We start from the raw sequence: 23235 nt of genomic DNA, 5'->3' as shown, positions 1-23235 counted from the left end.
TCAGATGATGACGTCGGTCAGCTCGCGCGGGTACGCCGTCAGCCGCCGCGGCCCCGACTCGGTGACCAGCACCGTGTCCGAGATGCGGTATCCGGCGTGGCCGGGCACGTACACGCCGGGCTCGCTGGACAGGATCATGCCGGGGGCCAGTTCGGTGGCGTCGCCGTCCGACAGCCAGGGCGGCTCGTGGAAGCCGAGGCCGATGCCGTGGCCCTGCCGGTGGCGCAGGTGCTCGCCGTACCCGGCCTCCTTGATGACCGCCAGGCAGCGGCGGTTGGCCTCCTCGCAGGTGACGCCGGGGACGAGCGCCTCGGTGCCGACCTCCTGCGCCTCGCGGACGACCTCGTAGTAGCGGGCCTGGCGGCTGGTGGGCTCGCCGATGACGAACGTGCGCTCGCTCTCCACGAACCGGCCGCCGACCGCGCAGCCGAGCGACAGCATGAACGTCTCCCCCGCCCGCAGCCGGTCGCCGCCGGGCAGGCGGTGCGGCTGGGCCGAGTTGGGGCCGCCGTAGACGAGGCCGCCGGTGAGCATGGGCACCACGACGACGTCCTCGTGGCGGGCGTACATGAGGCGGGAGCCGTGCGCGATGACGTGGCCCGCCAGCTCGGTCTCCGAGGGCAGCGCGCCGCCGGACTCGACGGCCGACCTGACCAGTTCGACCCCGGCCTCGATCATCTGGTCGGCGATGCGGGCGGCCTCCTCGTGCAGCGCGATCTCCTCGGGCAGCTTGCGCAGGCGCACCCGGCCGACCGCGTCGGAGACGCTCCAGCGCGTCGCGGGGAACGCCTCGGCCAGCGCCCTCGCCCGGCCCACGGCGGTCGAGGACGCGTACGCGGCCTGGTCGGGGACGCGTACGTGCCCGGCCAGCACCGCGAACGGCGACCGCAGGCCGGGGAACTCCGGGTAGGCCACGATCTCGGCCCTGGCGAGCTGGTCGTGGGCGTACTCGCGTTCCAGCTCGGGCACGAGCAGCACGGGGTCGCCGTCGAGCGGCAGCCAGCAGGCGACCGGCCGTTCGTTCGGGAAGTGGTGGAAGCCGGTGAGGTAGGCGACGTCGAGCGGGTCGTCGAGCAGCAGCGCCGACAGCCCGTCCTCGGACATCCGGGCTCTGACCCGGTCGAGGGCTCCCGCGTAGAAGGAGCCGGGCAGCCTCTGGGAGAAGGTCATGAATCGCTCCTGTGGTTGCGAGCGTCGTTGTAGGCCACGGACAGGAGGGTCGTGGACAGCACCAGCAGCAGGATCGCCAGCGACGGGAACAGCGTGGTCCACCAGGCGGAGGCCAGCGCGCCCGACTGCTGCGCCTTGTGCAGGATCGTGCCCCACGACCAGCTATTGGGATCGCCCAGGCCGAGGAACGACAGCCCGGCCTCGGCCAGCACCGCGCGGGACGTGGTCAGCACCACCGACACGCCGACCACGGGCACCACGCCGGGCAGCAGGTGCTTGCGGACGATCCACAGCGACGAGCCGCCGACGACCTTGGCGGCGGCCACGAACGGCATGGGCACGATCGCCAGCGCCTGCGAGCGCACCACGCGGGCCACCTCCGGCCAACTGAACAGCGCGATCACCACGGCCAGCGTGCGCACGCTGGGCCCGGCCAGCGCCGCCACCAGGATCATCAGCGGCAGCACGGGCAACGACAGCGACAGGTCCACCAGCACGCCGAGCGGCGTGTCCAGGCGGCGGAAGTAGGCGGCGCTGACGCCGATGAGCAGGCCGATGACGATGGCCAGCACGGACGCGCTGACGCCGACCGCCATGCTGACCCGGGTGCCCCAGACGACCTGGGCGAAGACGTCCTGGCCGATGTCGTCGGTGCCGAACCAGTGGGCGGCCGAGGGCGGCTGGGAGGTGTCGGTGCCGTACCCCTCGGGGAACGGCGCGATGAGCGGGGCGAGCAGCGCGACCAGCGCCATCAGGGTCAGCACGATCGCGCTGCCCACGCCGAGCGGGTTGCGCCGGAAGGACGCCCAGGTCCGCTGGCGTGGGGTGAGTTCGACGGCCGCGGCCGTCACGGATGCCGTCATGAGGTGCGCACCCTGGGGTCGAGGATTCCGTAGGCCACGTCGGTGATCAGGTTGGCCACCACGACGGCGGCGGCGAGCAGCACGAACGCGCCCTGCAGCACAGGGAAGTCGAGCTGGCCGACCGCCTCGTAGATGGCGCGGCCGATCCCCGGGTAGGCGTAGATGGTCTCGGTCAGCACCGCGCCGCCGACCAGGGTGCCGAGCTGGAGCCCGGCGATGGTGGTGGTCGGCAGCAGCGCGTTGCGCAGGGCGTGCTTCCACACCACGGCCCCGGGACGCACGCCCTTGGCCTTGGCCAGCGACACGTAGTCCTCGCCGAGTGCCTCGATGAGCGTGGTCCGCATGGTCAGCACGTAGCCGCCGAGCTGGATGAACACCAGCGACAGGCACGGCAGCACCAGGTGGTGCAGCATGCTGAGGGTGGCGGCGGGGCCGGTGGCGTCGAGGTCGACCGCGCCGCCGATGGGGAACCAGCCCAGCCACACGCCCAGCACGTACATCAGGAAGATGCCCACGCTCGGCACGAACAACGACTGCGCGGTGACGCCGGTGAGCTGGATGACGCGGTCGAGCCAGCCCTTGGCCCTGGTGGCGGCGAGCACGCCGAGCGGGATGCCCAGCACGATCGTCACCACCATGGCCGAGCCGGTCAGGATCAGCGTCCACGGCAGCCGCTCCATGAGGACGGTCGTCACGGGGATCGACTGCCGGAACGACATGCCGAGGTTGCCCTGCAGCAACTGGCCGAGGTAGTCCAGGTACTGGACGCCGAGCGGCTGGTCCAGGCCGAAGTCGGCCAGCAGCTTCTGACGCAGTTCCTCGGTCATGTTCGGATCGGCCACGGCCAGCACCGGGTCGCCCGGCAGCAGGCGGACCAGGAAGAACGTCACCGTGACCGCGAACCACAGGGTGAGCAGGCCGCGGGCCAGCCGGAGGCCGACGAAGCGCATGGCGATCAGCCCGCCGGCTTGGCCGAGGCGAGGGAGAGCGGGTTCAGGATCGACAGCAGCTCGCTGGGCATCGGCCGGAACCCGGTCCACTTCGTGGAGTGCGCGATGTTGAACGTCTCCACGTACAGGACGTTGTCGTAGACCTGGTCACGGATGATCCGGGCGGCCTCCTGGATCGGCGCCTTGGCCTCCTCCTGGGTGAGCGCGCGCTGCGCCTGGTCGATGAGGTCGTCCAGCTTGGGGTCGCTGACCTGGGCGTAGTTGATGAACCCGCCGGTCTTGAAGGCCAGCCCCAGGTTGGCGGGCGGGTTGTCCATGACCGCCCACGACCCGGCGTAGATGTCGAAGTCGCGCTTCAACGTCTTGTCCAGGTACGTGTTGCGCTCCAGTCCCTGGAGCTTGATCGTGATCCCGGCCTTCTTCGCCGAGTCGCGGACCATGGGGGCCCAGCGGGCGATGTTCGGGTCGGCCTGGTCGTAGATCATGCTCAGGCTGAGGTTCGACTGCCCGGCCTCGGCCAGCAGCTTCTTCGACAGCTCGGGGTCGAAGACGTACTCCTTCGAGGCGGGGTCGGCGTAGTCGGGCAGCGACGGGGTCAGGACGCTGGAGTTGGACGACTTGGCGAAGCCCTTGAGCGCGATGTTCCTGATGGCCTCGTAGTCGACGGCGTGGGCCAGCGCCTGGCGGACGCGGACGTCGTCCAGCGGCTTGCGCTTGGTGTTGTACTGCAGGTGCGCCCAGCCCAGCGACGGGATCTGCTCCAGCTTGACGTTCGGGTCGCTCTTCAGCTCGGTCGCGGTGGCGGGCGGCAGCACGTTGCCGATCAGGTCGATCTCGCCGTTGCGCAGCGCCAGGACCTCGGTGTTCACGTCGGGGAAGACGCGGAACACGATCTCCTTGACCGTGGGCGCCCCGGGGCCGAAGTCGTCGACCCGCTCCATGATGTAGCGCTGGCCGCGCTCGACCTTGGTGAGCTTGAACGGCCCCGCGCTGACCCAGTTCGCGTCGTTGGCGAACTTCTGCACGCTCGGCGCCTTCTCGAACACGTGCTTGGGCACGACGGGCAGCCAGAAGCCCACGTTGTCGAGGAAGGTGCCGTCGGGGCGGGTCAGGTTGAAGCGCACCTCGGTCGGCGAGACGGCCTCGGCCTTGTCCAGCGCGGTGATGAGCCCGGCCACCACGCCGAACTTCTCCTTCTGCACCGCCGTCACGGAGAACACCACGTCGTCGGCGCTCACGGGCTTGCCGTCGGACCACTTCATGTCGTCGCGCAGCTTGACCGTGGCGGTCTTGCCGTCCTCCGAGTACGACCACTCGGTGGCCAGGTACGGGACGCGCTTGCCCGCGGAGTCCATCTGGGTCAGGTGCGGGTACATGAGATTGGTCACCCACGAGTCCGTACGGCTGTTGCCGACCAACGGGTTGAAGTTGACCACGTCCGCGGTGGTGCCGATGGTCAGCCGGTCGGCCGAGGCGGGCGCCTGCGAACCGCTCGCCTGGGTGCCGGACTGGCCCGGCACGCTGGGCGAGCACGCGGTAAGAGCGGCGGCCAGCAGGGCCGCGAGCAGGGTTGCACGTCTCATCAGATCCAGACCTCTTCCAGCACGCGCATGACGTTGCCGCCGACGACCTTGGTGATCTCGTCATCGGAGTAACCGTGGGTGACGAGCCAGGCGATGATGTTCCAGAAGCATTCGGCCGGGTTCTCCAGGCCGTCCACGTACGGCACCTTCTCGTAGGCGACGCCGGCGTGCGCCTCGTTGAGCGACAGGTGCTCGGCGAAGGTGTCGTGCAGCCCGACGTGGTCGCCGAACAGGGTGTCGGGACCGAACGCCACGTGGTCGATGCCGACCAGTTCCACACAATACGTGAAGTGGTCCATGACCGACTCCAGGCTGTGCCGGGGGTGGTCGGGCGACAGGGTCGTGTGCGGGGCCGCCTCCAGGCCGATCACGCCGCCGCGCTCGGCCGCCGCCTTGATGACGGAGTCGGGCTTCATGCGGTTGGTGGGCCAGACCGTGCGGGCGCCGGCGTGGGTGATGAGGATCGGCTTGGTGGAGTGGCGGATCGTGTCGAGCGAGGTCTGGTCGCCGGAGTGGGAGACGTCGATGGCGATGCCCAGTTTGTTCATGCGGCGCACGGCCTTCTCGCCGAACAGCGTCAGCCCGCCGTCGCCGCGCTCCTTCAGCCCGCCGCCCAGGGTGTTGGCCTCGCTGTAGGCGATGCCCATCTGCCGTACGCCGAAGCCGTACAGCATGTCGACGCGGTCGACCTCGTTCTCGATCATGGTGGCCGCCTCGAGGGCGAGCACGAGGCCGATGCGACCGCTGGCATGCGCCTCGCGTACGTCGGCCAGGCGCTCGACCTTGATGAGGAAGTCCTGATGGGCGAGGTCCGACAGGCGCATGCCGATGTCGGCGACGACGTCGTTCCACTTCCAGCCGGCCTGGCTGGTGATGCAGCAGGTGCCGTCCATGAGGTTGTCGAAGACGACGGTCATGCCGGAGCGGGCCAGGCCCTCGTAGCCGGTGTGGTGGCGGGCCGTGCGGTTGTAGTCCACGGTCTCGCGGATGTCGTCGGGGAAGACCGACGGGTGGTCGTGCAGGGAGACGACCAGGCTGTCGGTGAGCAGGCGGCGTACCCGTTCGGTCTGCTCGGCGGTGAGCGCGGGCCCCTGGTAGGCCGGGACCCGCCCCAGCTCCGGCGACAGGTCGAAGCGGCGGTAGTCGACGCCCGCCTCCAGATATTCGTACGAACGGTAGCCCTTGTAACCCTTGGCTGCTTCCAGCATCTGGTAACCCCTCTTGTCCGATTGCGGGAAGTTTGCCAGTATCGGGCGCTAAAGACAATATTCGAGTTGCTTTCCGGCAACGGAGACCTTGTAAACGCCAAGTTTCGTCACAGTCAAGGAGGGCGTGCGGTGAGCGAGCCACCGGTGCTGGAGATACGCGACCTGCGGGTCACGTTCACCGCCCACGGGCGCGAGATCCCGGCGGTGCGCGGAGTGGACCTGACCATCGAGCGCGGCCAGACGCTGGCGCTGCTCGGCGAGTCCGGCTCGGGCAAGTCCGTCACCGCCAAGGCCGTCATGGGCCTGCTCGACCAGCCGGGCGCACACGTGCGCTTCGAGGCGGCCAGGCTGGGCGGGCGCGACCTGCTCGCGATGGGCGCCGACGAGCTGCGGTCCCTGCGCGGCAGCGAGATGACGCTCGTCTTCCAGGACGCGCTGTCGGCGCTCAACCCGGTGCTCAGCATCGGCGACCAGATGGGCGAGCTGTACCGGGTGCACCGCGGCCTGTCGCGCAAGGAGGCCAGGGCGCGCTCCATCGAGATGCTCGACCTGGTGGGCATCCCCGCCGCCGCCAGGCGCATCGGCGACTACCCCCACCAGTTCTCGGGCGGGATGCGGCAGCGGATCCTCGTGGCCATGGCGGTGGCGCTGGAGCCGGACCTGATCATCGCCGACGAGCCGACGACCGCGCTCGACGTGACCGTCCAGGCGCAGATCCTGGAGCTGATCGACCGGCTGCGGCGCGAGCTGGGCACCGCCGTGCTGCTGATCACGCACGACCTGGGCGTGGCGGCCGAGGTCAGCGACCAGGTGGCGGTCATGTACGCGGGGCGGATCGTGGAGCGGGGCGAGGTCGGGGAGCTGTACGACCGGCCGGCGCACCCGTACACGGCGGCCCTGCTCGCCGCCATCCCCGACCTGGAAAGCCCGGCCTCGGAGCTGCGCGCCATCCCCGGGGCGCCGCCGAGCCCGGCGGACGTGCCGCCGGGCTGCTCGTTCGCGCCGCGGTGCGACCGGGCGAGCGAGATCTGCGGCCGCACCCGGCCGCCGCTGACGATCCTGCGTACCGGCTCGGACCGGTACGCGGCCTGCCACCACTCGGAGGAGATGCTCGATGGCGCCCTCACCTGACACCCCCTCTGGGACCACCAGAGAACCGGTGCTGAAAGCCTCGAACCTGCACAAGACCTACCGCGGCGGCCTGCTCTCCAGAGGCGGGGCCGTCCGCGCGGTGGCCGGCGTGGACCTCGACCTGTACCCCGGCGAGACCCTCGGCATCGTCGGCGAGTCCGGCTGCGGCAAGTCCACGCTGGCCCGGATGCTCGTCGGCCTGGAACGTCCCGACCAGGGCGAGGTCACCTTCCGCGGCCGTCCGTTCTTCAGCCGGGGCGGGGTGCCGCGCGACATCCGGCGGCGCGTCCAGATGGTCTTCCAGGACCCGCTCACGTCGCTCAACCCGCGCATGACCATTCACGACATCGTGGCCGAGCCGCTGCGCGTGCACCGCCTGGCCGGCGACTCCCGCGCGATGCGGGACCGGGTCGGCGAGCTGCTGTCGCTGGTCGGCCTGTCCCCCGACCGGATGAACCGCTTCCCGCACGAGTTCTCCGGCGGCCAGCGGCAACGGGTCGGCATCGCGCGGGCGCTGGCCACCGAGCCCGACGTGATCGTGTGCGACGAGCCGGTGTCGGCGCTGGACATGTCGGTGCAGGCACAGGTGGTCAACCTGTTCGCGGAGCTGCAGCGGACGCTCGGGGTGGCCCTGGTGTTCATCGCGCACGACCTGGCCGTGGTACGGCACGTGTCGCACCGGGTGGGGGTGATGTACCTGGGCCGGCTGGCGGAGATGGGACCGGCGGCGGAGGTGTACCAGGCGCCGGCGCATCCGTACACGATGGCCCTGCTGTCGGCGGCCCCCGTGCCCAAGCCGGCCCTGCGCGGACGGTCCCGCATCATGCTGGCCGGAGACCCGCCCAGCCCGGTGTCACCGCCGCCGGGCTGCCGTTTCCACACCCGCTGCTGGAAGGCGACGGACAGGTGCGCCGAGGTGGAGCCGTCCCTGGAGGCCGTGGACGCCCACTACGCCGCCTGCCACTACGCCGAACGCGCCTCGTGACGCTGCGTGCGGGTACGCTCTTTGAGGTCGCCGTTCCTGGGTAAGTGAGGGTGGAGGCAGACTTTGATGACATCGTGTCGTCATCAGCTTGACGCCGGAGGCCGCCGTTTGTGACACTTCGTCATGAAGTGCCGACACGAGCAGAGGTGGGACGTGACCACGTCGTTCTCCGAAACCCTGAGGAACGCCACCTGGGCCGACCATGAGTCGGCCGAGTCCGAGGGCTACCTCTCGGCGCTGATGGGCGGCCGGCTGAGCGCGCACGAGTACGGCGAGATGGTCGCCCAGCACTACTTCGCCTACGCCGCCCTCGACGGCGCGTCCCGCGACCTGGCCGGCCACCCGGTGGCGGGCCGCTTCGTCTTCCCCGAGCTGTACCGCGAGCGGGCGCTGGAACGCGACCTGGCCACGATCTACGGCCCGGACTGGCGCAGCCGGATCACCCCGTCGAAGTCCACCCGCACCCTGGTGGCCCGCATCGAGCAGGTCTCCGACTGGCCGGGCGGCTACGTGGCCCACCACTACACCCGCTACCTGGGCGACCTGTCGGGCGGCCAGTTCATCCGGATGGAGCTGCAGAAGATCTACGGCTATGCCAAGGGCGGCGGCGTCGACTTCTACATCTTCGACGAGTTGGGCAGCCTGCCACGCTTCAAGACCGAGTACCGCTCCCGCCTCGACGGCCTGGGTCAGGAACTCGACGACCGCGAACAGCAGCGCGTGATCGCCGAGGTGAAACTCGCCTACCAGCTCAACACCGAGGTACTCGCCGAACTGAGACACGTCGTCAGGACCCCCGCGTAGCCTCTCGTAGCCCTCTCTGGCGTCGGCGCGACTAGCGGTACGGATCGCGCAGCGGCGTGGCTCTCTCCGCGTACTCGGCCTTGAGCCGGGCCATCCGTGGTCCGGCCTGGTAGAAGCGGCCCTTCGTCTCCCCGTAGGGCTGGAGCCAGCCCTTGGCGGCCAGGTCACGGAGGTCACGGGCGGCCTGCCCCTGGCTCAGCTCCTCATCGGCCTGATAGCGGCTCCGCCTCAGCCGCCGGTTCACGAACGCCTCGTAGAGCGCCGACACGCACCGCGTGTTGAGCCCTTCCGCGTCCACCTGTTCCTCCAGGTACGTCCAGATCTCACCGGCCTCCACCAGCCGGGCCGCCACCCGCTGGGCCTGCATGTGATGCGCCCTCAGGCAGAACCGGACCCAGTCGAGGGTGTCGCCGTGCGGACTCCACCGACGCCGCCCGACCGCCCCGAGAACGTCGTAGTACTCGATGGTGGTGCGCTGCCGCCCGAGCCATTCCTCGATGGAGCAGAACTCGGGCGTCATGATTCGGTCCCGGCCGAGGACGAGCGTCTGCAGGGCCCGTGCCATACGGCCGTTTCCGTCACGCCAGGGGTGAATGTTGACGAGGTTGAAATGGGCCATCGCCGCCCTCACGTAGCTGGGCGCGTCCTTGTCTCCCCCATTCAGCCATGAGATCAACTCACCCATGAGCGCGGGGATGTGCTCAGCGTCCGGCCCTTCGTAGACGACTTCCCGGGACACCGAACAGCGGATGTAGACACTGCCCGGACGCATGACTCCGGGAGTCTTCTCCACGTGGTGGCCGATCATCATGAAGTTCAGGGCATTGAGCACGCCGACGTCGTAGTCGAAGACCGGGGCGCGGGAGAGCAGCCTGACATAGGTCAGCGCCTGCTGATAACCGGCGATCTCCTTGACCACCGACTGCGCGGTCTCCAGGGGCTCCTCCCCCACCATGATGGACTGGATGTCCTCGACCCCGGCGCGGTAACCCTCGATGGCGTTGGAGCCCTGAATCGCGCGCGCCTGCAACTGCCTGCGCAGTTGACCGTCCCAGCGATGGGGCTCGGCCAGCCGGTATTTCAGGTCTTGCCGCATGTCCTCGATCTCGGCCAGGACGGACTTGTCGGCGGGCTCGAGAGCCGGGGTCCCGTAGAGCATGGAGCCAGGGAAGCATGAACGAAACATTCAGTCAAGCGACCGAATGATTCATCCATCTATGCCTATTTTGGGGCAGGAGTTTGCTGGGGTGTCCGGGAGGCGGCGGCCTACCATGGGGGCATGCCCCGTATCTCCGCCGCCACCATCGGTGAGCACCGCGCCCAGACGCGCGACCGGATTCTGCAGGCCGTCTCGCGCCTGTCGAGAGTGCAGGGCATCGATGCGATCTCCATGACCGACGTGGCGGGCGAGGCCGGTATCACCCGTACCGTTCTGTACAACTACTTTCCCGACAAGGCCGCGCTGTTGCTGGCGTTCACCGAGCGGGTGACGCACTACTTCATCGAGAGCTACGAGCGCGAGTTGCCGGCCGGGGCCTCGCCCGCCGATCGGTTGCGGGCGTTCGTGCGGCTGCAACTCGCGGGGCTGCTCGCGCACCCGCATCCGGGGGCGGCCGACCTGAGCGCCGCGCTGGGGCCCGACGCCTACCAGCGGCTGGCCGAGCACGTGGCGCCGATGCAGCGGATCCTGGCGGACATCCTGGAGAGCGGGATCGAGGCGGGAGACTTCCGGGTGCTCGACGTGGCCGCCACCGTACGGATGATCATGGCGGTGGTGGGCGCGGAACGGGTGCCGCTGATCAGCGGCGAGGTGACCGTGGAGGCCACCGGGGAGCTGGTGTCGGAGTTCGTGCTGCGGGCCCTCGCCGGGGGCGGCTGAGCGCCCCGACCTTCAGGGTGAGGGGTGACACCGGGGGTGACGCCCGGCGGCAAGGCGGGGGCGGGGTGGGCGATTTGGGGGCCGGTGGGAGGATGGTCCGCATGACTCACGGTCCCGGGGCGCTGAACGGTCATGTCCAGCTCAAGTCGGCGCGCGGCCGCTGGATCCTGTTCGCGACGGTGCTCGGCTCCGGGCTGGCGCTGCTCGACAGCACCGTCGTGAACGTGGCGCTGCCGTTCCTGGGCCGGGAGCTCGGGGCGCACATGGACGGCCTGCAGTGGACGATCAACGCCTACACCCTCACCCTGGCCGGGCTGATCCTGCTCGGCGGCTCGCTCGGCGACCGGTACGGCCGCCGCACGATCTTCCTCATCGGCACCGTCTGGTTCGCCGTCGCCTCCGCCCTGTGCGGGCTGTCGCCGAACATCGAGTTCCTCATCGCGGCCCGCGCGCTGCAGGGCATCGGCGGGGCGCTGCTCACCCCCGGCTCGCTGGCGATCATCCAGGCGTCGTTCGTCCGCCACGACCGGCCCAGGGCCGTGGGCGTGTGGTCGGGGCTGGGCGGCGTGGCCAGCGCGATCGGGCCGCTGCTGGGCGGGTGGCTGGTGCAGACGGCCGGGTGGCGGTGGGCGTTCCTGATCAACCTGCCGTTCGCGGCGCTCATCGTGTTCGTCACGCTGCGGCACGTGCCGGAGAGCAGGGACGAGGCGGCGGCGGGGCGCTTCGACGTGCTCGGCTCGGTGCTGGCGGCGCTGGCGCTGGCCGGGATCACGTACGGGCTGATCGAGCAGGGGACGCCGGTGCCGCTGGTGGTGGGGCTGGCGCTGGGCGTGGCGTTCGTGGTGGTGCAGCGGCGCAGGTCGCCTGACGCGCTGGTGCCGGTGGGCATGTTCCGCAACCACGTGTTCACGGCGGTGAACGCGGTCACACTGATCATGTACGCGGCCATGGGCGTGGTGTTCTTCCTGCTGGTGGTGCAGCTCCAGGTGGTGTCCGGGTTCTCCCCCGTCGCGGCCGGGCTGTCGATGCTGCCGACGACGATCCTGATGATGCTGCTGTCGGCCAGGGCCGGCGACGTGGCCAAGCGCGTCGGCCCCCGCTGGCCCATGACGCTGGGGATCCTGCTGGCGGGGGCCGGGTTCGTGGCCATGAGCACGATCGGGTTCGGCGCGTCGTACCCGTTCCAGGTGCTGCCCGCGGTGTTCCTGTTCGGGCTGGGGCTCTCGGCGGCGGTCGCGCCGCTGACCGCGACCGTGCTGGCCACGGCCGAGGAGCGGTACGCGGGCACGGCCAGCGGGGTCAACAACGCCGTGGCGCGTACGGGGAGCCTGCTGGCCGTGGCCGCCGTGCCGCCGCTGGTGGGGCTGGTGGGCGACGCGTTCGAGAACCCGCCGGTGTTCGACGCGGGGTTCCGGACGGCGATGCTGATCAGCGCCGTGATGATGGTGGTCGCGGCGTTGATCACGTTCTTCACGCTCAGGACGAACGTCCTGGCCGACGACCAGGATGACCCGGTCGAGCCCCAGGCTTCCTGATCAGAACGTGAACGCCTGCGTGCGAACGCTGTTGTCGAAGTTCGACAGCAGCAGGTCGGGCTCGCCGACCGTACGGATGCCGGGCAGCCGGGTCAGCAGCACGCGGAACATCGTCCGCAGCTCCTGCCTGGCCAGGTTGGCCCCCAGGCAGAAGTGCGGCCCCGGGCCGCCGAAGCCGACGTGCGGCTTGCTGTCGCGGGTGATGTCGAACGTGTCGGCGTCGGGGAAGACCGACTCGTCGCGGTTCGCGGAGCCGTAGAACAGCACGACCTTGTCGCCCTTGCGCAGCTCCAGGCCGCGCAGCGAGTGGTCGGCGGTGACCGTGCGCCGGAACTGCATGATCGGCGACACGTAGCGGACCATCTCCTCGATCGCGCCGTTGATGTGCGCGTCGAAGTCGTTCACCAGCAGCTCGCGCTGGGCCGGGTGCTCGGTGAGCAGGCGAATGCCGTGGGCCATCGTGTTGCGGGCCGTCTCGTTGCCGGCGACCAGCAGCAGCGCGAAGAACGAGCCCAGCTCCTTGTCGGTGAGCCTCTCGCCGTCGGGGTTGGCGTTGACCAGCAGGGACACCAGGTCGCCCGCGGGCTTGGCGACGCGCTCGTGGCCGAGCCTGATGACCATGCGCTGCAGGGCGAGCAGGGCCAGCATGTTCTGGCCGGCCAGTCGCACGCTGCGGGCCAGGCTGGGGCGCACGCCGGTGTAGGCGGTGGAGATGTCGGCGTGCCGGTGGACCCGCTCGCGCAGCTCCGGCGGGACGTCGAGCATGTCGCAGATGACGTGGATGGGCAGCCGGGCGGCGACCTGGGTGACGAAGTCGCGCGGCCCGTCGCGGACGACATCGTCGACGATGCGCGCGCACGCCGCCTCGATGTCGCTCTGCAGGCCGGCCAGCATCTTCGGGCTGAACGACCGGGTCACGATGCGGCGCAGGCGGGCGTGGCGCGGGTCGTCCATGTTGACCATCGACTCGCCGAACACCTGCTTCACCCAGCCGGGCGGCTCGGGGTTGGTGACGGCCGGCTCGCTGGCGAAGATCTTGGCGTTGCGGCCGGCCTCGACCACGTCGGCGTGCCGGACGAGGGCGTAGAAGCCCTTGCCGGAGCGCAGGAACGGCACCTTCTTCTCCGGGAAGAACACCGGCAGCTCCCGCTGCCGGAGCCGGGCGAAGGCCGCTTCGCGCTCTTTGAGGGGTTTGCGCCAGAAATCGAGGTCCGCGAGATCGACGTCCACCCGCTTATCCTGGCACGGACGCCCGCGCCCGGCCGCCGATCCGAAAGGCCCGTCCGGTGACCCGCCGGCGAGTGATGATCAACGGGGGCGCGTCCGGCAGGTGGCCGGAGGGTGTCCGGCGGGGGTGCGGGTGGCCGGGGCGCGTCCGGCGGGCGTCCGGGGAGTGCACGACGGTGTTACGCGGGGTGGCCGCGTCCGTGCTGAGCGCGATGTGCATCCTGCCCTCCTAGGCCGTTCTCGTGCCGTTCAGACCTGGTTCGAGGTAACTGGTCATTACTTCCGGTATGAATGCGCTGCTCGCCGCCTGTCTGCTCCTCCCCCTCGCCACCGGTACGACCCAGGCCCCCGCGCGCGCGTGCGGCGGCCACCCGCTGGACTTCGACGCCGACGGCCGGCCCGACCTGGCGGTGGCGGCCCCGTACGACTCCTCCAGGGCCGGTTCCGTGACCGTCATGTACGGGTCGGGCAGGCAGGTCAAGCTCACCCAGGGCGACGGCGCGGAGCCGGGCGACTCGTTCGGTTCCGCGCTGGCCGTGGGCGACTTCAACGGCGACCGGTGCGCCGACCTGGCGGTGGGCGTGTCGGAGGAGTTCGTGGGGAAGCGGGTGCCGGGCGGCGACGGCAACGGGGTCGTGCAGATCTTCAACGGCTCCCCCGAGGGGCTCGTGACCGGGCAGGAGCTGGCGCCGGCCAAGCCGGGCAGCGACCGGTTCGGGGCCGCGCTGGCGGCGGGCGACCTGGACGGCGACGGCAAGGACGAGCTGGCCGTGGGCGCGCCGAGTCACCGGTCGGGCGGGGCGGTGACGGTGTACTGGATGAAGGGCCGCAAGCCGTACCAGATCACGCAGAAGTCGGGGTGGGTGGGGCAGTCGGCGAGCGTCACCGACCAGTGGGGCGCCGCGCTGGCGACCGGCGACTTCGACGGCGACGGCACGGACGAGCTGGCCGTGGGGGCGCCCGCCGACAGCGTGAAGGTGGACGGGCAGGGCTCGGTCACCGTGATCGACGTACGGCGGCGCAGCGCCCGGCTGCTCACCCAGAGCACGCCGGGCATCAAGGGCGCGTCCGAGAAGTGGGACAACTTCGGGGCCGCGCTCGCCACCGGCGACTTCAACGGCGACGACCGCGCCGACCTGGCCATCGGCGTGCCGGGCGAGGGCCTCAGCGCCAACCAGCGGGCCATGGACTACGGCGACGGCACGGTGGACGTGCTGTACGGTTCGCGGGCCGGGCTGCGTACGGACAGGACCGAGGCGTGGTCGCAGAACACGCTGGACGGCAAGCCCCGCTACTACGACCGGTTCGGGGCCTCGCTGACCGCCGGTGACTTCAACGGCGACGGCAACGACGAGCTGGCCATCGGCGTGCCCGGCGAGAAGGCCGTGCAGGTGCTGGCGGGCCGGTCGTCGGGCGGGCTGACGCGGGTCGGGAACCTGCTGATCAAGGGCGAGGGCCAGGACTTCGGGGCGGCGCTGACCTCGCTGCCCGGGTGGGAGCGGTACCGGTCGCTGTCGGCCGAGCGCTCGCCGGTGGACGGCCTGGTGGTGGCGGCGCCGGACCAGGGCCTGGTCATGTACGCGCCGGGACGCCGGGAAAAAGGGCTCGAACTGGGCAAGGTCCGGCGGCTCAGCAAGGGCACGGGACTGTACGGCTACACCTTCGGCTGACCCTCCCCCTATGCCTTCGGCCGGGGCTCCTCGTCCGGCTCGACCGGGAGGACCACCCGGAACAACGCGCCCTCGCCGGGCTCCGACTCCGCCATGACCGCGCCCCCGTGCGCCTCCGCCAGCGTCGCCGCGATCGACAGCCCCAGCCCCGAGCCGCCCGCGCTGCGGGCCGGGTCGGCCCGGTAGAACCGCTCGAAGACCCGCTCGGCCACCTCCGGCGTGAACCCGGGCCCCTCGTCGGCCACCTCCACCACCGCGTGGTCGCCGTCCACGCCGACCCTGACCTGGATCGGGGTGCCCGCCGGGGTGTGCGTGAGCGCGTTGGTGACCAGGTTGTTGAGCACCTGCGCGAGTCGCGGCTCGTCGCCGGTCACGATCACGTCGCCGCCGCGCTGCTCGTCGTCGTCCGCGTCCTGGAAGAGCCGTACCAGCTCGATCTTCCTGTCCGGCGCGAGCGTCTGGGCGTCGATCACGACGGTGGCGCACAGGCTGAGCAGGTCCACCGGGCGCATCGCCAGCTCGCGGCGCTGGTCGAGCCGGGCCAGCAGCAGCATGTCCTCCACGAGCAGCCCCATCCGGGCCGCCTGCCCCTCGATGCGGCTCAGCAGCCGTACGGCCTCCGCCAGGTCCTTCTCCTCCCCCAGCCGGTACAGCTCCGCGAAACCCCTGATCGAGGTCAGCGGCGTGCGCAGCTCGTGCGAGGCGTCGGCCATGAACCGGCGCATCAGCTCCTCCGACCGCCGCGCGGCCGTGGCCGACTGCCGGGCCGACTGGGCGGACTCGCGGGCCGACTCCGCGGCCTCCTCTCGCTCGCGCACCGCCACCTCGATCTGGGCGAGCATGGCGTTGAGCGAACGGCCGAGCTTGCCGACCTCGGTCGTGTCCGCCCAGAGCGGGACCCGGCGCGACAGGTCGCCGCGCGCGATGCCGTCCGCGGTGTTCGCGATCTCGCCCAGCGGGCGCAGGCTCCTGCGTACCACCCAGTAGCAGGCGACCCCCAGCACGGCCAGGGTGCCGCCGCCGGCCACCCCCACGATGAGGAAGAGCTGGGAGACCGTCGCGTCCACGTCGCCCAGGCTGATCGCCATGATCCGGCTGCCGCCGTCGCGCGCGGGGGCGGCGACGACCCGCCAGCTCGGGCCGCCCGCGTCGCGCGAGTCCACCGTGAACGGACGCCCGTGCCGCGCGATCACCTCGTCGAGGGTCAGCCGGGGCAGGGCGGGCCTGTGCGTCTCGGTGGATTCGCTGACGGTCCTGACCACTTCGCCGACCGAGTTCAAGAGCACGCCGTGGAACAGGCCGAAGTAGCGCTGCGGCCGCGCGTCGGGGCGGGGCTCCACCGGCGGCGGGAGCGGCTCGCGGGGCATGGTGGCCGTCTGGAGCTGCTGGTCCACCCGCTCGACCAGGTAGCTGCGCAGCAGCCGCACGGCGACCAGACCGGTCAGCGTGATGGCGAGGGTGACCAGCAGGAGGGTCGCCGAAACCAGGCGCAGCCACAGCGGCGCCCTGGACAGGTGTCTCCCGAGGCTCTCCATCCCGGCTGTTCTCCTGCGGCTCCTCATAGGCTCGGTGCTCCGCGCGACCATGGCGGAGGCGTCAAATGCGTGGCGGGCGCAGGATGTAGCCGACCCCGCGCAGGGTGTGCAGGTATTTGCGCTCGCCCGTGTCGACCTTACGTCGCAGGTAGGAGACGTACGACTCGACAAGGCCGACGTCGGTGCGCCAGTCGCCGTTCCAGACGTGGTCGAGGATCTGCGTCTTCGACAGCACCCGGCCCACGTTGAGCATGAAGTACCGCAGCAGCCTGAACTCCGTGGGCGAGAGCCGTACGGGGACACCGTCGCGCCAGACCTCGTGGCTCTCCTCGTCCAGCTCCAGATCGGCCACCCGCAGCCGGTTCGGCGGCGGCGTGCCGCGCCGCGTCCTGCGCAGCACGGCCCGGATGCGGGCGATGACCTCCTCCAGGCTGAACGGCTTGGTCACGTAGTCCTCGCCGAGGCCGAGCCCGGCGATCCGGTCCTCCGGCGTGTCCTTGGCGGTCACGAACAGCACCGGGACCCGGCGGCCGCGGGATCGCAGCCTTCCCGCGACCGCCAGGCCGTCCAGGTCGGGCAGCATGACGTCGAGCATCACCAGGTCGGGCGTGCTCTCCTCGGCCACCCGCAGGGCCTCCTTGCCGTCGGCCGCCGTCAGCACCTCGAACCCGGCCATGCGCAGACTGGCCGAGAACAGCTCCCTGATGTTGGGTTCGTCGTCGACCACCAGCAGCCTGGCCTCGGGTTCGGTCATCGCGGGCCGCCTCCCTGGGTGCCCTGGGGGGCACCGCCCTGGCTGATGGAGGCGGCGGTGACCGCGCCGTCGGCGCCCTGCTCCCCGCGCACCACGATCGAGGTGCCGGTCTCGAGGTCGGAGACCTTGCCGGGCTTGGAGATCTGCACGGTGGTCTGGTCGGTGGTGTTCACGGTGACGGTGGCGCCGTCCGCGGTCTTGACGTAGACCTTGCCGCCCTCGATCTTCTCGACGGTGCCGATGGTACCCGCCCCGCCCATGCGCTGACCGCCGCCGCCCGGCGGCTGGCCGCCCGGCTGGCCACCGCCGCCGGGCATCTGGCCACGCTGGCCGCCGCCGCCCGGCTGCTGGCCGTACCCGCCCATGGGACGCTGCTGGCCCGCCGCGCCGGGCGGCGGCTCGGCGGTGCCGAACAGGCTGTCGGCCTGCATGCCGAGCAGGACCCCGGCCACCAGCACGACCCCGGCCCCCAGCGCCAGCGTGACCTTCGAGAAGCCCTTGGCCGGTTGGGCGGCCAGCTCATCCCGCAGGTCGTCGGGGAACGGCGAGGAATCCAGTTTGTCGTCCATGTCCTTCTCCTATTCGTGGCGCAGGGCCTGAATCGGCCTGAGCTTGGCCGCCCTGTTGGCGGGATAACTGCCGAAGAACAGCCCGATCCCCAGCGAGACGCCCAGCGCCAGCACGACCGACGACGGCACGAGGACCGGCTCGATGCCGGCGATGGTGAACCTGGTCCCCACGAACGCCACCAGCACCCCGGACAACCCCCCGACCAGGCTCAGCAACGTGGCCTCCATCAGGAACTGGCCCAGGATCGCGCCCCTGGGCGCTCCGATGGCCTTGCGGATGCCGATCTCGCGCGTGCGCTCGGTCACCGTCACCAGCATGATGTTGGTGATGCCGATGCCGCCGACCAGCAGCGAGATCGCGGCGACGGCGCCCAGCAGCACGGTGAAGGTGCCGGTCGCCGCGCTGACGGTCTCCTGCAACGTGGCCTGGTTGAGAATCCGGTAGTCGGGGTTGTCGTTCGTGATGCCGTGTCGTTGGTTGAGGATAGCCGTGACCTCGGCCTGCGCCGCCGTCGTGGCGTCGGCCCCGCTCGCCTGCACCACGATCTGCCCGAGCGAGCCGAACCCGCTCAGGCTCTGCTGCACGGTCGGCAGCGGCGCGATGGCCATGTCGTCGGCGTCCTGCATGCCGGTGGAGCCGCTCTCCTTCAGCACGCCGACCACGGTGAACGGCACGCCCGACACGCTGACCTGCTTGCCGATCGGGTCGACGGCGCCGAACAGCTCCTCCACCACGGTCTGGCCGAGCACCACGACCTTCCTGGCGGCCGTCACGTCGTCGTTGAAGAAGTACGTGCCCTTGGCGACGGGCTTGTTCATGGCCTCGAAATAGCTGGGGTACGTGCCGACGAACTGGGCGACCGCATGGCTGGCGGCCCCGAACGCGGCGGTGGCGGACGAGGCGTTCACCACCGGCGAGACGGTCTTCACCGACGGGGCCAGCGTCCTGTTCGTCAGCGCCTGGGCGTCGGCCAGGCTCAGCTCCCTGGCCTGGGTACGCGGCCCCGTGTTGCCACCGCCGCCACCCGGCGCGCGCATGCCACCCCCGCCGCCGCCACCGCCCCCGCCCCCGCCTCCCGAGAAGGACGGGGAGATCGTGAGCGTGTTGGCGCCGAGGCGCTGGATGTTCTGCGTGATGCTCTGCGAGGAGCCCTCACCGACGGCCACCAGCATGATGACCGCGGCCACGCCGATGAGGATGCCCAGCGTGGTCAGTGCGCTGCGCATCTTGTTGGCCAGCAGGCCGCGCAGGGCGAAGCGGAGGATCTCCAGCCGGTTCATCGGGCCACCGCCCCGTCTCGTTCAGGGTCGGGAGTCCGGTCGCGCAGGCGCGGCGGCGGGCCGTCCACCGGGGCCTGGCGGCGGTCCTCCACGATCTCCCCGTCCACCAGCCTGAGCACCCGCTTGGCGTGCGCGGCCACGTCGTCCTCGTGCGTGATGAGCACGATCGTGCGGCCGGACGCGCTGAGCCGGTCCATGATCTCCAGAACGTCCTGGGTCGAGGCGGTGTCGAGGTTGCCGGTGGGCTCGTCGGCCAGCAGCAGGGCGGGCGCGGTGACCAGCGCCCTGGCCACGGCCACGCGCTGCTGCTGGCCGCCGGAGAGCTGGTTCGGCTCGTGGTGCACGCGCTCGCTCAGCCCCACCTGCTCCAGCGCGGCCAGCGCGCGGGCGCGGCGCTCGGCCTGGCCGACGCCGCCGTACACGAGCGGCAGTTCGACGTTGGCCAGGGCGCTCATGCGCGGGATCAGGTTGAACGACTGGAAGACGAAGCCGACCCGGCGGTTGCGCAGGATGGCGAGCTGGTGCTCGTCCAGCCGGCCCACGTCGGCCCCGTCGATGAGGTACGTGCCGGAGGACGGGACGTCGAGGCAGCCCAGGATGTTCATGAGCGTGGACTTGCCGGAGCCGGAGGCGCCCATGATGGCCAGGAAGTCGCCCTGCTCGACGTCGAGGCTGATGCCGCGCAGGGCGCGGACCTTGGCGTCGCCGTCGCCGTACTCCTTGACCAGGTCACGCACCCGCAGGACCGGGAAGGGCTCCCCGGCCGGCGACTCCGCGGCCGTCATCGCCCGCCTCCCGGCATGCCGCCGCCCCCGGGACCGCCGCCCCCCGCGGGGAAGCCGCCGCCGCTGAACTGCCGCTGGCCGCCGCCGCTGTTGCCCGCGGTGCCGCCGGGCGCCGTGGTCGCGGGCACGATCTGGTCGCCTTCCGACACGCCGGACTTGATCTCGGTCAGCGTGGCGCCCTGGACGCCGACCTCGACCGGGGTCCTGACCTGGCTGCCGTTCCTCAGCACGGTGACCGTGGTCTGGCCGCCGCTCGTGGAGACCGCCGTGGACGGCACGGTGACGACGTCCTCGGCCTGGCCGACCACGACGTCGACGGTGGCCGTCTGGCCCAGCCGCACCTCGTCGGGGACGTCGTTGAAGGTGACGGTGACCGGGTACTGCACGACGTTGTTGGTGGTGGAGGAGACCGGCTCGATCTGGGTGACCTCCCCGGTCGCGGTCACGCCCGGCAGCGCGTCGAACGTGATCGTGGCCTCCTGGCCCTGCTTGAGCTTGCCGACGTCCGACTCGGTGAAGGTGCCGACGAGCTGGAGCTTGGCGGTGTCGGCCATCTCGATGAAGCCGCTGCCGCCCGACGATCCGCCCGAGGAGGCGGCCGCCGTGCCCGTCGAGCCCTGCCCTCCGGAGGCCGCGCCGGACGCCGCACCGGAGTCCGAGCCGGATCCCGAGCTGGTGCCGCCGACCGAGCCGTTCACCGCCGTGACCGTCCCCTTGAACGGGGCCTTCAGCACCGTGGCCGCGACCGTGCGCTGGGCCTCCCGGTACGCGTTGCGGGCCTTGACGTAGTCCGCGTAGAGCTGGGCCGTATCGGTCCCGTCGTCCACGGCGCTGTCGTAGGTGGCCTTGGCCGCCGTGAGACCGTCCTGGGCGGTGGAGTCGTCGAGGGAGGCCAGGATGTCGCCCTTGTCGACCTTGTCGCCGGCCTTGACGTAAATCTTCTCGACGGTTCCGCCCGTACCGAACGACAGCGTTCTGGACTGGGAGCTCTCCACCGCGCCCGAGGCGGACACCGAGGCGGTCACGGAGCCTCGGCCCGCGGCCACCGTCCGCACGGTGATCTCACCCGCGGCCGGGCCCGCGCCGAGCTGTGCGTAGGCGAACCCGGCACCGCCCAGCAGGAGCACCGCGAGTGCTCCGTTGGTTATCAGCGCTCTGCGCCTGATCGACACCTTCACGAGCGGTGACCCTTGCACACAAGGCTGCGCCGCAGCCGCGAGCAAGCTGAACGTTCGCTGTGCGTCCTGGCCGGAAATCGGGCACACAGGTAACTCTGAGGCTGCTCGCAGCCTGGCGCGACTCTGGTCGGTCAGGATGGCCGCTCATGAGACCGACTTTCGCGCTGGGCGGACTGGCCCTCGCCGTGCTCGTGGCCGGGTCCGGCCTGGTGCTGGTGCTGCGCGACGACGCCCCGCCCACCATCCAGGCCCGGCTGGCCTCCGCGCAGCGCGGGCAGGTCACCGCCTCGGTCAGCGCGGCGGGGAACACCGTGGACGGCTCGCGCCGGGACCTGGCCTTCGGCTCCGCCGGGACGTTGACGAAGGTGTACGTCAAGGTCGGGACCAAGGTGAAGAAGGGCCAGGTGCTGGCCAGGATCGACGGGCGGGCGGCGCGGGAGGCGTACACGGCGGCCAAGGCCGACCTGGCGGCGGCAGAAGAGGCCCTGGACGAGGCCGCCACGGCGGCCACCACGTCCTCAGGGTCCTCAGGGACCTCGGGGACCTCGGGGTCCTCGGGTTCCCCTGGCTCCTCGTCGTCCACAGGGTCTTCCGGGAGTCCGGGAGGCGCCTGCGTACCGACCGGGGGCGGCAAGACGCCCTCGGCCAGTGCGAAACCCACCGCCGGCGCGACTCCCGCGGCCGGTAAGACGCCCTCGGCCGCTCCGACGCCCGCGGCCGGGGGCGTCCAGGGGCCTGGGACGGCTGGAGCCCAGGCGGGCTCTCAGGCGGGCACGCAGGCAGGCGCAGCGGTGGACGCGCGGCCGGTCGCCGACTTCGGCGCCGGTCCCACGCAGACCCCCACACCCACCCCCACGCAGACCGCGGCCAAGGCCACGGCCAAGGCCGCTGCGAAGACCACCGAGCAGGCCACCACCGCCCCGGCCGGTACGCGGGCCACGGCGCGGACGGCCGCGCGAACGGCCACCCCGACCGCCACCCCGCACCCGACGGCCACGCCGACCTCGAAGCCCACCGGGTCCGAGCCGACGGTCACCGTGACGGCCACGGTGACCGCCACTGTCACGGCCACTGTTACGGCCACTGCGACGACCACCGTCACCGCGACCCCCACCCCGACGGCCAGTGGCCCGGGTGGAGGCACCGGGCAGCCCGGCGGCAACCCGCCGTCGACCGTCTCGCCGTCCACGTCCCCGACGGGGCAGCCGCCCGGCGGCGGGAAGCCGTCGAGCACCGGGCAACCGTCCCCCACCGGCAAACCCTCAGGAAAGCCCAGCGCGTCCGGATCCGGGAAGCCGTCAGGCCAGCCCAGCACCGGCCAGGGCTCCTGCGCCACCGGCACCACCGGCGGAGGCACAGGCGGAGGCACAGTCGGAGGCACGGGCGGGGGCACGGGCGGGGGCACGGGCGGGGGCACGGGCGGAGGCACGGGCGGAGGCACGGGCGGAGGCGGTGCCCAGCAGCAGGGCGGCGGGCTCAGCGAGGAGCAGGCCGCCGCGAACGTGGACCACGCCGAGGCCGCCGTCGAGGAGGCCGCCGACGCCGTACGGGCGACCAGCATCGTGGCCCCGGCGGCCGGCACGGTGCTCTCGGTCGGCGGCGCCCCCGGTGACGCGGCGGGCACCGGCACCTTCATCAGCCTGGGCGACCTGAACGAACTGCAGGTCCAGGCCATGGTCACCGAGTCCGACGTGAACCGGCTCAAGCTCGGCCAGCAGGCCCAGGTCACGCTGGCGACGCGCAGCGGCGAGCACTACCTGGCCAAGGTGACGGCGATCGCCCCGACCGCGACGGTGGAGGGCCAGCTCGTCCGCTATTCGGTCACCCTGGCCTTCGACGAGCCGCCGGCCGGGCTGATGCTCGGGCAGACCGCCTCGGCGACGATCACCACGGACGAGTCCAAGGACGCGATCTACGTACCGGCCGCGGCGGTGCGCAGCCGTTCGGACGGCACGCAGGTGGTCACCGTCCGCTCCGACGGGCGGGACGCGGCGAAGGTCGTCCACACGGGCGTGCGCGGCGACCAGTACGTGGAGGTCACCTCGGGGCTCGGCGAGAGCGACCAGGTGGTCATGTCGGACGGCACGTCGGGCGAGTTCCCCGACGGGAGCTGGCCCGGCGCCTGAAG

Annotated in this window: 21 protein-coding genes; 7 read left to right on the top strand and 14 right to left on the bottom strand. The window is 71.4% G+C overall.

Annotation, left to right across the window (positions count from 1 at the left end):
* The 5 genes from ACZ6S0_RS09815 to ACZ6S0_RS09795 are packed head-to-tail and all read right to left on the bottom strand — an operon-like array spanning window position 1 to window position 5774.
* Complete coding sequence (locus tag ACZ6S0_RS09815) at window positions 1–1170, bottom strand: M24 family metallopeptidase (RefSeq protein ID WP_465915172.1); 1170 nt, start codon at window positions 1168–1170, stop codon at window positions 1–3.
* Window positions 1167–2033 carry an ABC transporter permease gene (locus ACZ6S0_RS09810; protein WP_465915170.1) on the bottom strand — a complete coding sequence of 289 codons (867 nt, stop codon included), beginning with the start codon at window positions 2031–2033 and terminating at the stop codon, window positions 1167–1169. Before ACZ6S0_RS09810 ends, ACZ6S0_RS09815 begins: the two co-directional genes overlap by 4 nt.
* Window positions 2030–2983 (bottom strand): ABC transporter permease, encoded by a 954-nt coding sequence (locus ACZ6S0_RS09805; protein ID WP_465915169.1) that lies wholly within the window; start codon window positions 2981–2983, stop codon window positions 2030–2032. The genes ACZ6S0_RS09810 and ACZ6S0_RS09805 overlap by 4 nt, the downstream gene beginning before the upstream one ends.
* A gap of 5 nt (window positions 2984–2988) precedes the next feature.
* The gene (locus ACZ6S0_RS09800; RefSeq protein WP_465915167.1) at window positions 2989–4566 is read right to left on the bottom strand and encodes an ABC transporter substrate-binding protein; all 1578 of its coding nucleotides are present in this window, start codon (window positions 4564–4566) and stop codon (window positions 2989–2991) included.
* The gene (locus tag ACZ6S0_RS09795) at window positions 4566–5774 is read right to left on the bottom strand and encodes a dipeptidase (RefSeq protein WP_465915165.1); all 1209 of its coding nucleotides are present in this window, start codon (window positions 5772–5774) and stop codon (window positions 4566–4568) included. Before ACZ6S0_RS09795 ends, ACZ6S0_RS09800 begins: the two co-directional genes overlap by 1 nt.
* Before the next feature lie 129 nt (window positions 5775–5903).
* Between ACZ6S0_RS09795 and ACZ6S0_RS09790 the strand changes: the two genes are divergently transcribed.
* The 3 genes from ACZ6S0_RS09790 (at window position 5904) to ACZ6S0_RS09780 (ending at window position 8694) form a co-directional block, all read left to right on the top strand.
* The gene (locus tag ACZ6S0_RS09790; protein WP_465915162.1) at window positions 5904–6905 is read left to right on the top strand and encodes an ABC transporter ATP-binding protein; all 1002 of its coding nucleotides are present in this window, start codon (window positions 5904–5906) and stop codon (window positions 6903–6905) included.
* Window positions 6889–7890 (top strand): ABC transporter ATP-binding protein, encoded by a 1002-nt coding sequence (locus tag ACZ6S0_RS09785; protein ID WP_465915161.1) that lies wholly within the window; start codon window positions 6889–6891, stop codon window positions 7888–7890. The genes ACZ6S0_RS09790 and ACZ6S0_RS09785 overlap by 17 nt, the downstream gene beginning before the upstream one ends.
* A 123-nt stretch (window positions 7891–8013) precedes the next feature.
* Window positions 8014–8694 (top strand): biliverdin-producing heme oxygenase, encoded by a 681-nt coding sequence (locus ACZ6S0_RS09780; protein ID WP_465915159.1) that lies wholly within the window; start codon window positions 8014–8016, stop codon window positions 8692–8694.
* Between the two features lie 31 nt (window positions 8695–8725).
* Here the strand turns inward: ACZ6S0_RS09780 and ACZ6S0_RS09775 are convergent, their stop codons facing one another.
* Entirely contained in the window at window positions 8726–9853 is a 1128-nt protein-coding gene (locus tag ACZ6S0_RS09775; RefSeq protein WP_465915157.1) for a Fic family protein, read from the bottom strand.
* A gap of 120 nt (window positions 9854–9973) precedes the next feature.
* Between ACZ6S0_RS09775 and ACZ6S0_RS09770 the strand changes: the two genes are divergently transcribed.
* Together ACZ6S0_RS09770 and ACZ6S0_RS09765 are read left to right on the top strand one after the other, a co-directional pair.
* On the top strand, window positions 9974–10573 hold the full coding sequence (locus ACZ6S0_RS09770; RefSeq protein ID WP_465915155.1) for a TetR/AcrR family transcriptional regulator: 600 nt from the start codon (window positions 9974–9976) through the stop codon (window positions 10571–10573).
* Between the two features lie 101 nt (window positions 10574–10674).
* Entirely contained in the window at window positions 10675–12108 is a 1434-nt protein-coding gene (locus ACZ6S0_RS09765; RefSeq protein WP_465915153.1) for an MFS transporter, read from the top strand.
* Here the strand turns inward: ACZ6S0_RS09765 and ACZ6S0_RS09760 are convergent, their stop codons facing one another.
* A complete protein-coding gene (locus tag ACZ6S0_RS09760) occupies window positions 12109–13338 on the bottom strand; it encodes a cytochrome P450 (protein ID WP_465915151.1) in 1230 nt (409 codons plus the stop codon).
* A gap of 4 nt (window positions 13339–13342) precedes the next feature.
* On the bottom strand, window positions 13343–13555 hold the full coding sequence (locus ACZ6S0_RS09755; protein WP_465915149.1) for a hypothetical protein: 213 nt from the start codon (window positions 13553–13555) through the stop codon (window positions 13343–13345).
* 67 nt (window positions 13556–13622) lie between these two features.
* Between ACZ6S0_RS09755 and ACZ6S0_RS09750 the strand changes: the two genes are divergently transcribed.
* A complete protein-coding gene (locus ACZ6S0_RS09750; protein WP_465915147.1) occupies window positions 13623–15005 on the top strand; it encodes an FG-GAP-like repeat-containing protein in 1383 nt (460 codons plus the stop codon).
* A gap of 8 nt (window positions 15006–15013) precedes the next feature.
* Here ACZ6S0_RS09750 and ACZ6S0_RS09745 read toward each other — a convergent pair whose 3' ends face one another.
* The 6 genes from ACZ6S0_RS09745 to ACZ6S0_RS09720 all read right to left on the bottom strand — a co-directional run bounded on the left by ACZ6S0_RS09745 (window position 15014) and on the right by ACZ6S0_RS09720 (window position 21107).
* Window positions 15014–16540: a sensor histidine kinase gene (locus tag ACZ6S0_RS09745; protein WP_465915146.1), complete on the bottom strand. Its 1527-nt coding sequence runs from the start codon at window positions 16538–16540 to the stop codon at window positions 15014–15016.
* 61 nt (window positions 16541–16601) lie between these two features.
* On the bottom strand, window positions 16602–17294 hold the full coding sequence (locus ACZ6S0_RS09740) for a response regulator transcription factor (protein ID WP_344877762.1): 693 nt from the start codon (window positions 17292–17294) through the stop codon (window positions 16602–16604).
* Window positions 17291–17863 carry a hypothetical protein gene (locus ACZ6S0_RS09735; RefSeq protein ID WP_465915143.1) on the bottom strand — a complete coding sequence of 191 codons (573 nt, stop codon included), beginning with the start codon at window positions 17861–17863 and terminating at the stop codon, window positions 17291–17293. Before ACZ6S0_RS09735 ends, ACZ6S0_RS09740 begins: the two co-directional genes overlap by 4 nt.
* A gap of 9 nt (window positions 17864–17872) precedes the next feature.
* Window positions 17873–19144, bottom strand: a complete 1272-nt coding sequence (locus tag ACZ6S0_RS09730; protein ID WP_465915141.1) for an ABC transporter permease — start codon at window positions 19142–19144, stop codon at window positions 17873–17875.
* Window positions 19141–19929, bottom strand: a complete 789-nt coding sequence (locus ACZ6S0_RS09725; RefSeq protein WP_465915139.1) for an ABC transporter ATP-binding protein — start codon at window positions 19927–19929, stop codon at window positions 19141–19143. Before ACZ6S0_RS09725 ends, ACZ6S0_RS09730 begins: the two co-directional genes overlap by 4 nt.
* Window positions 19926–21107 (bottom strand): efflux RND transporter periplasmic adaptor subunit, encoded by a 1182-nt coding sequence (locus tag ACZ6S0_RS09720; RefSeq protein ID WP_465915137.1) that lies wholly within the window; start codon window positions 21105–21107, stop codon window positions 19926–19928. The genes ACZ6S0_RS09725 and ACZ6S0_RS09720 overlap by 4 nt, the downstream gene beginning before the upstream one ends.
* A gap of 146 nt (window positions 21108–21253) precedes the next feature.
* Between ACZ6S0_RS09720 and ACZ6S0_RS09715 the strand changes: the two genes are divergently transcribed.
* Window positions 21254–23233 (top strand): efflux RND transporter periplasmic adaptor subunit, encoded by a 1980-nt coding sequence (locus ACZ6S0_RS09715; RefSeq protein ID WP_465915135.1) that lies wholly within the window; start codon window positions 21254–21256, stop codon window positions 23231–23233.
* The last annotated feature ends 2 nt before the right edge of the window (window positions 23234–23235 follow it).

This window comes from Nonomuraea sp. NPDC051298 (assembly GCF_055586305.1).
Note: the sequence above shows the minus strand (reverse complement) of the source record. Positions and strands in the feature narration are given on the sequence as shown.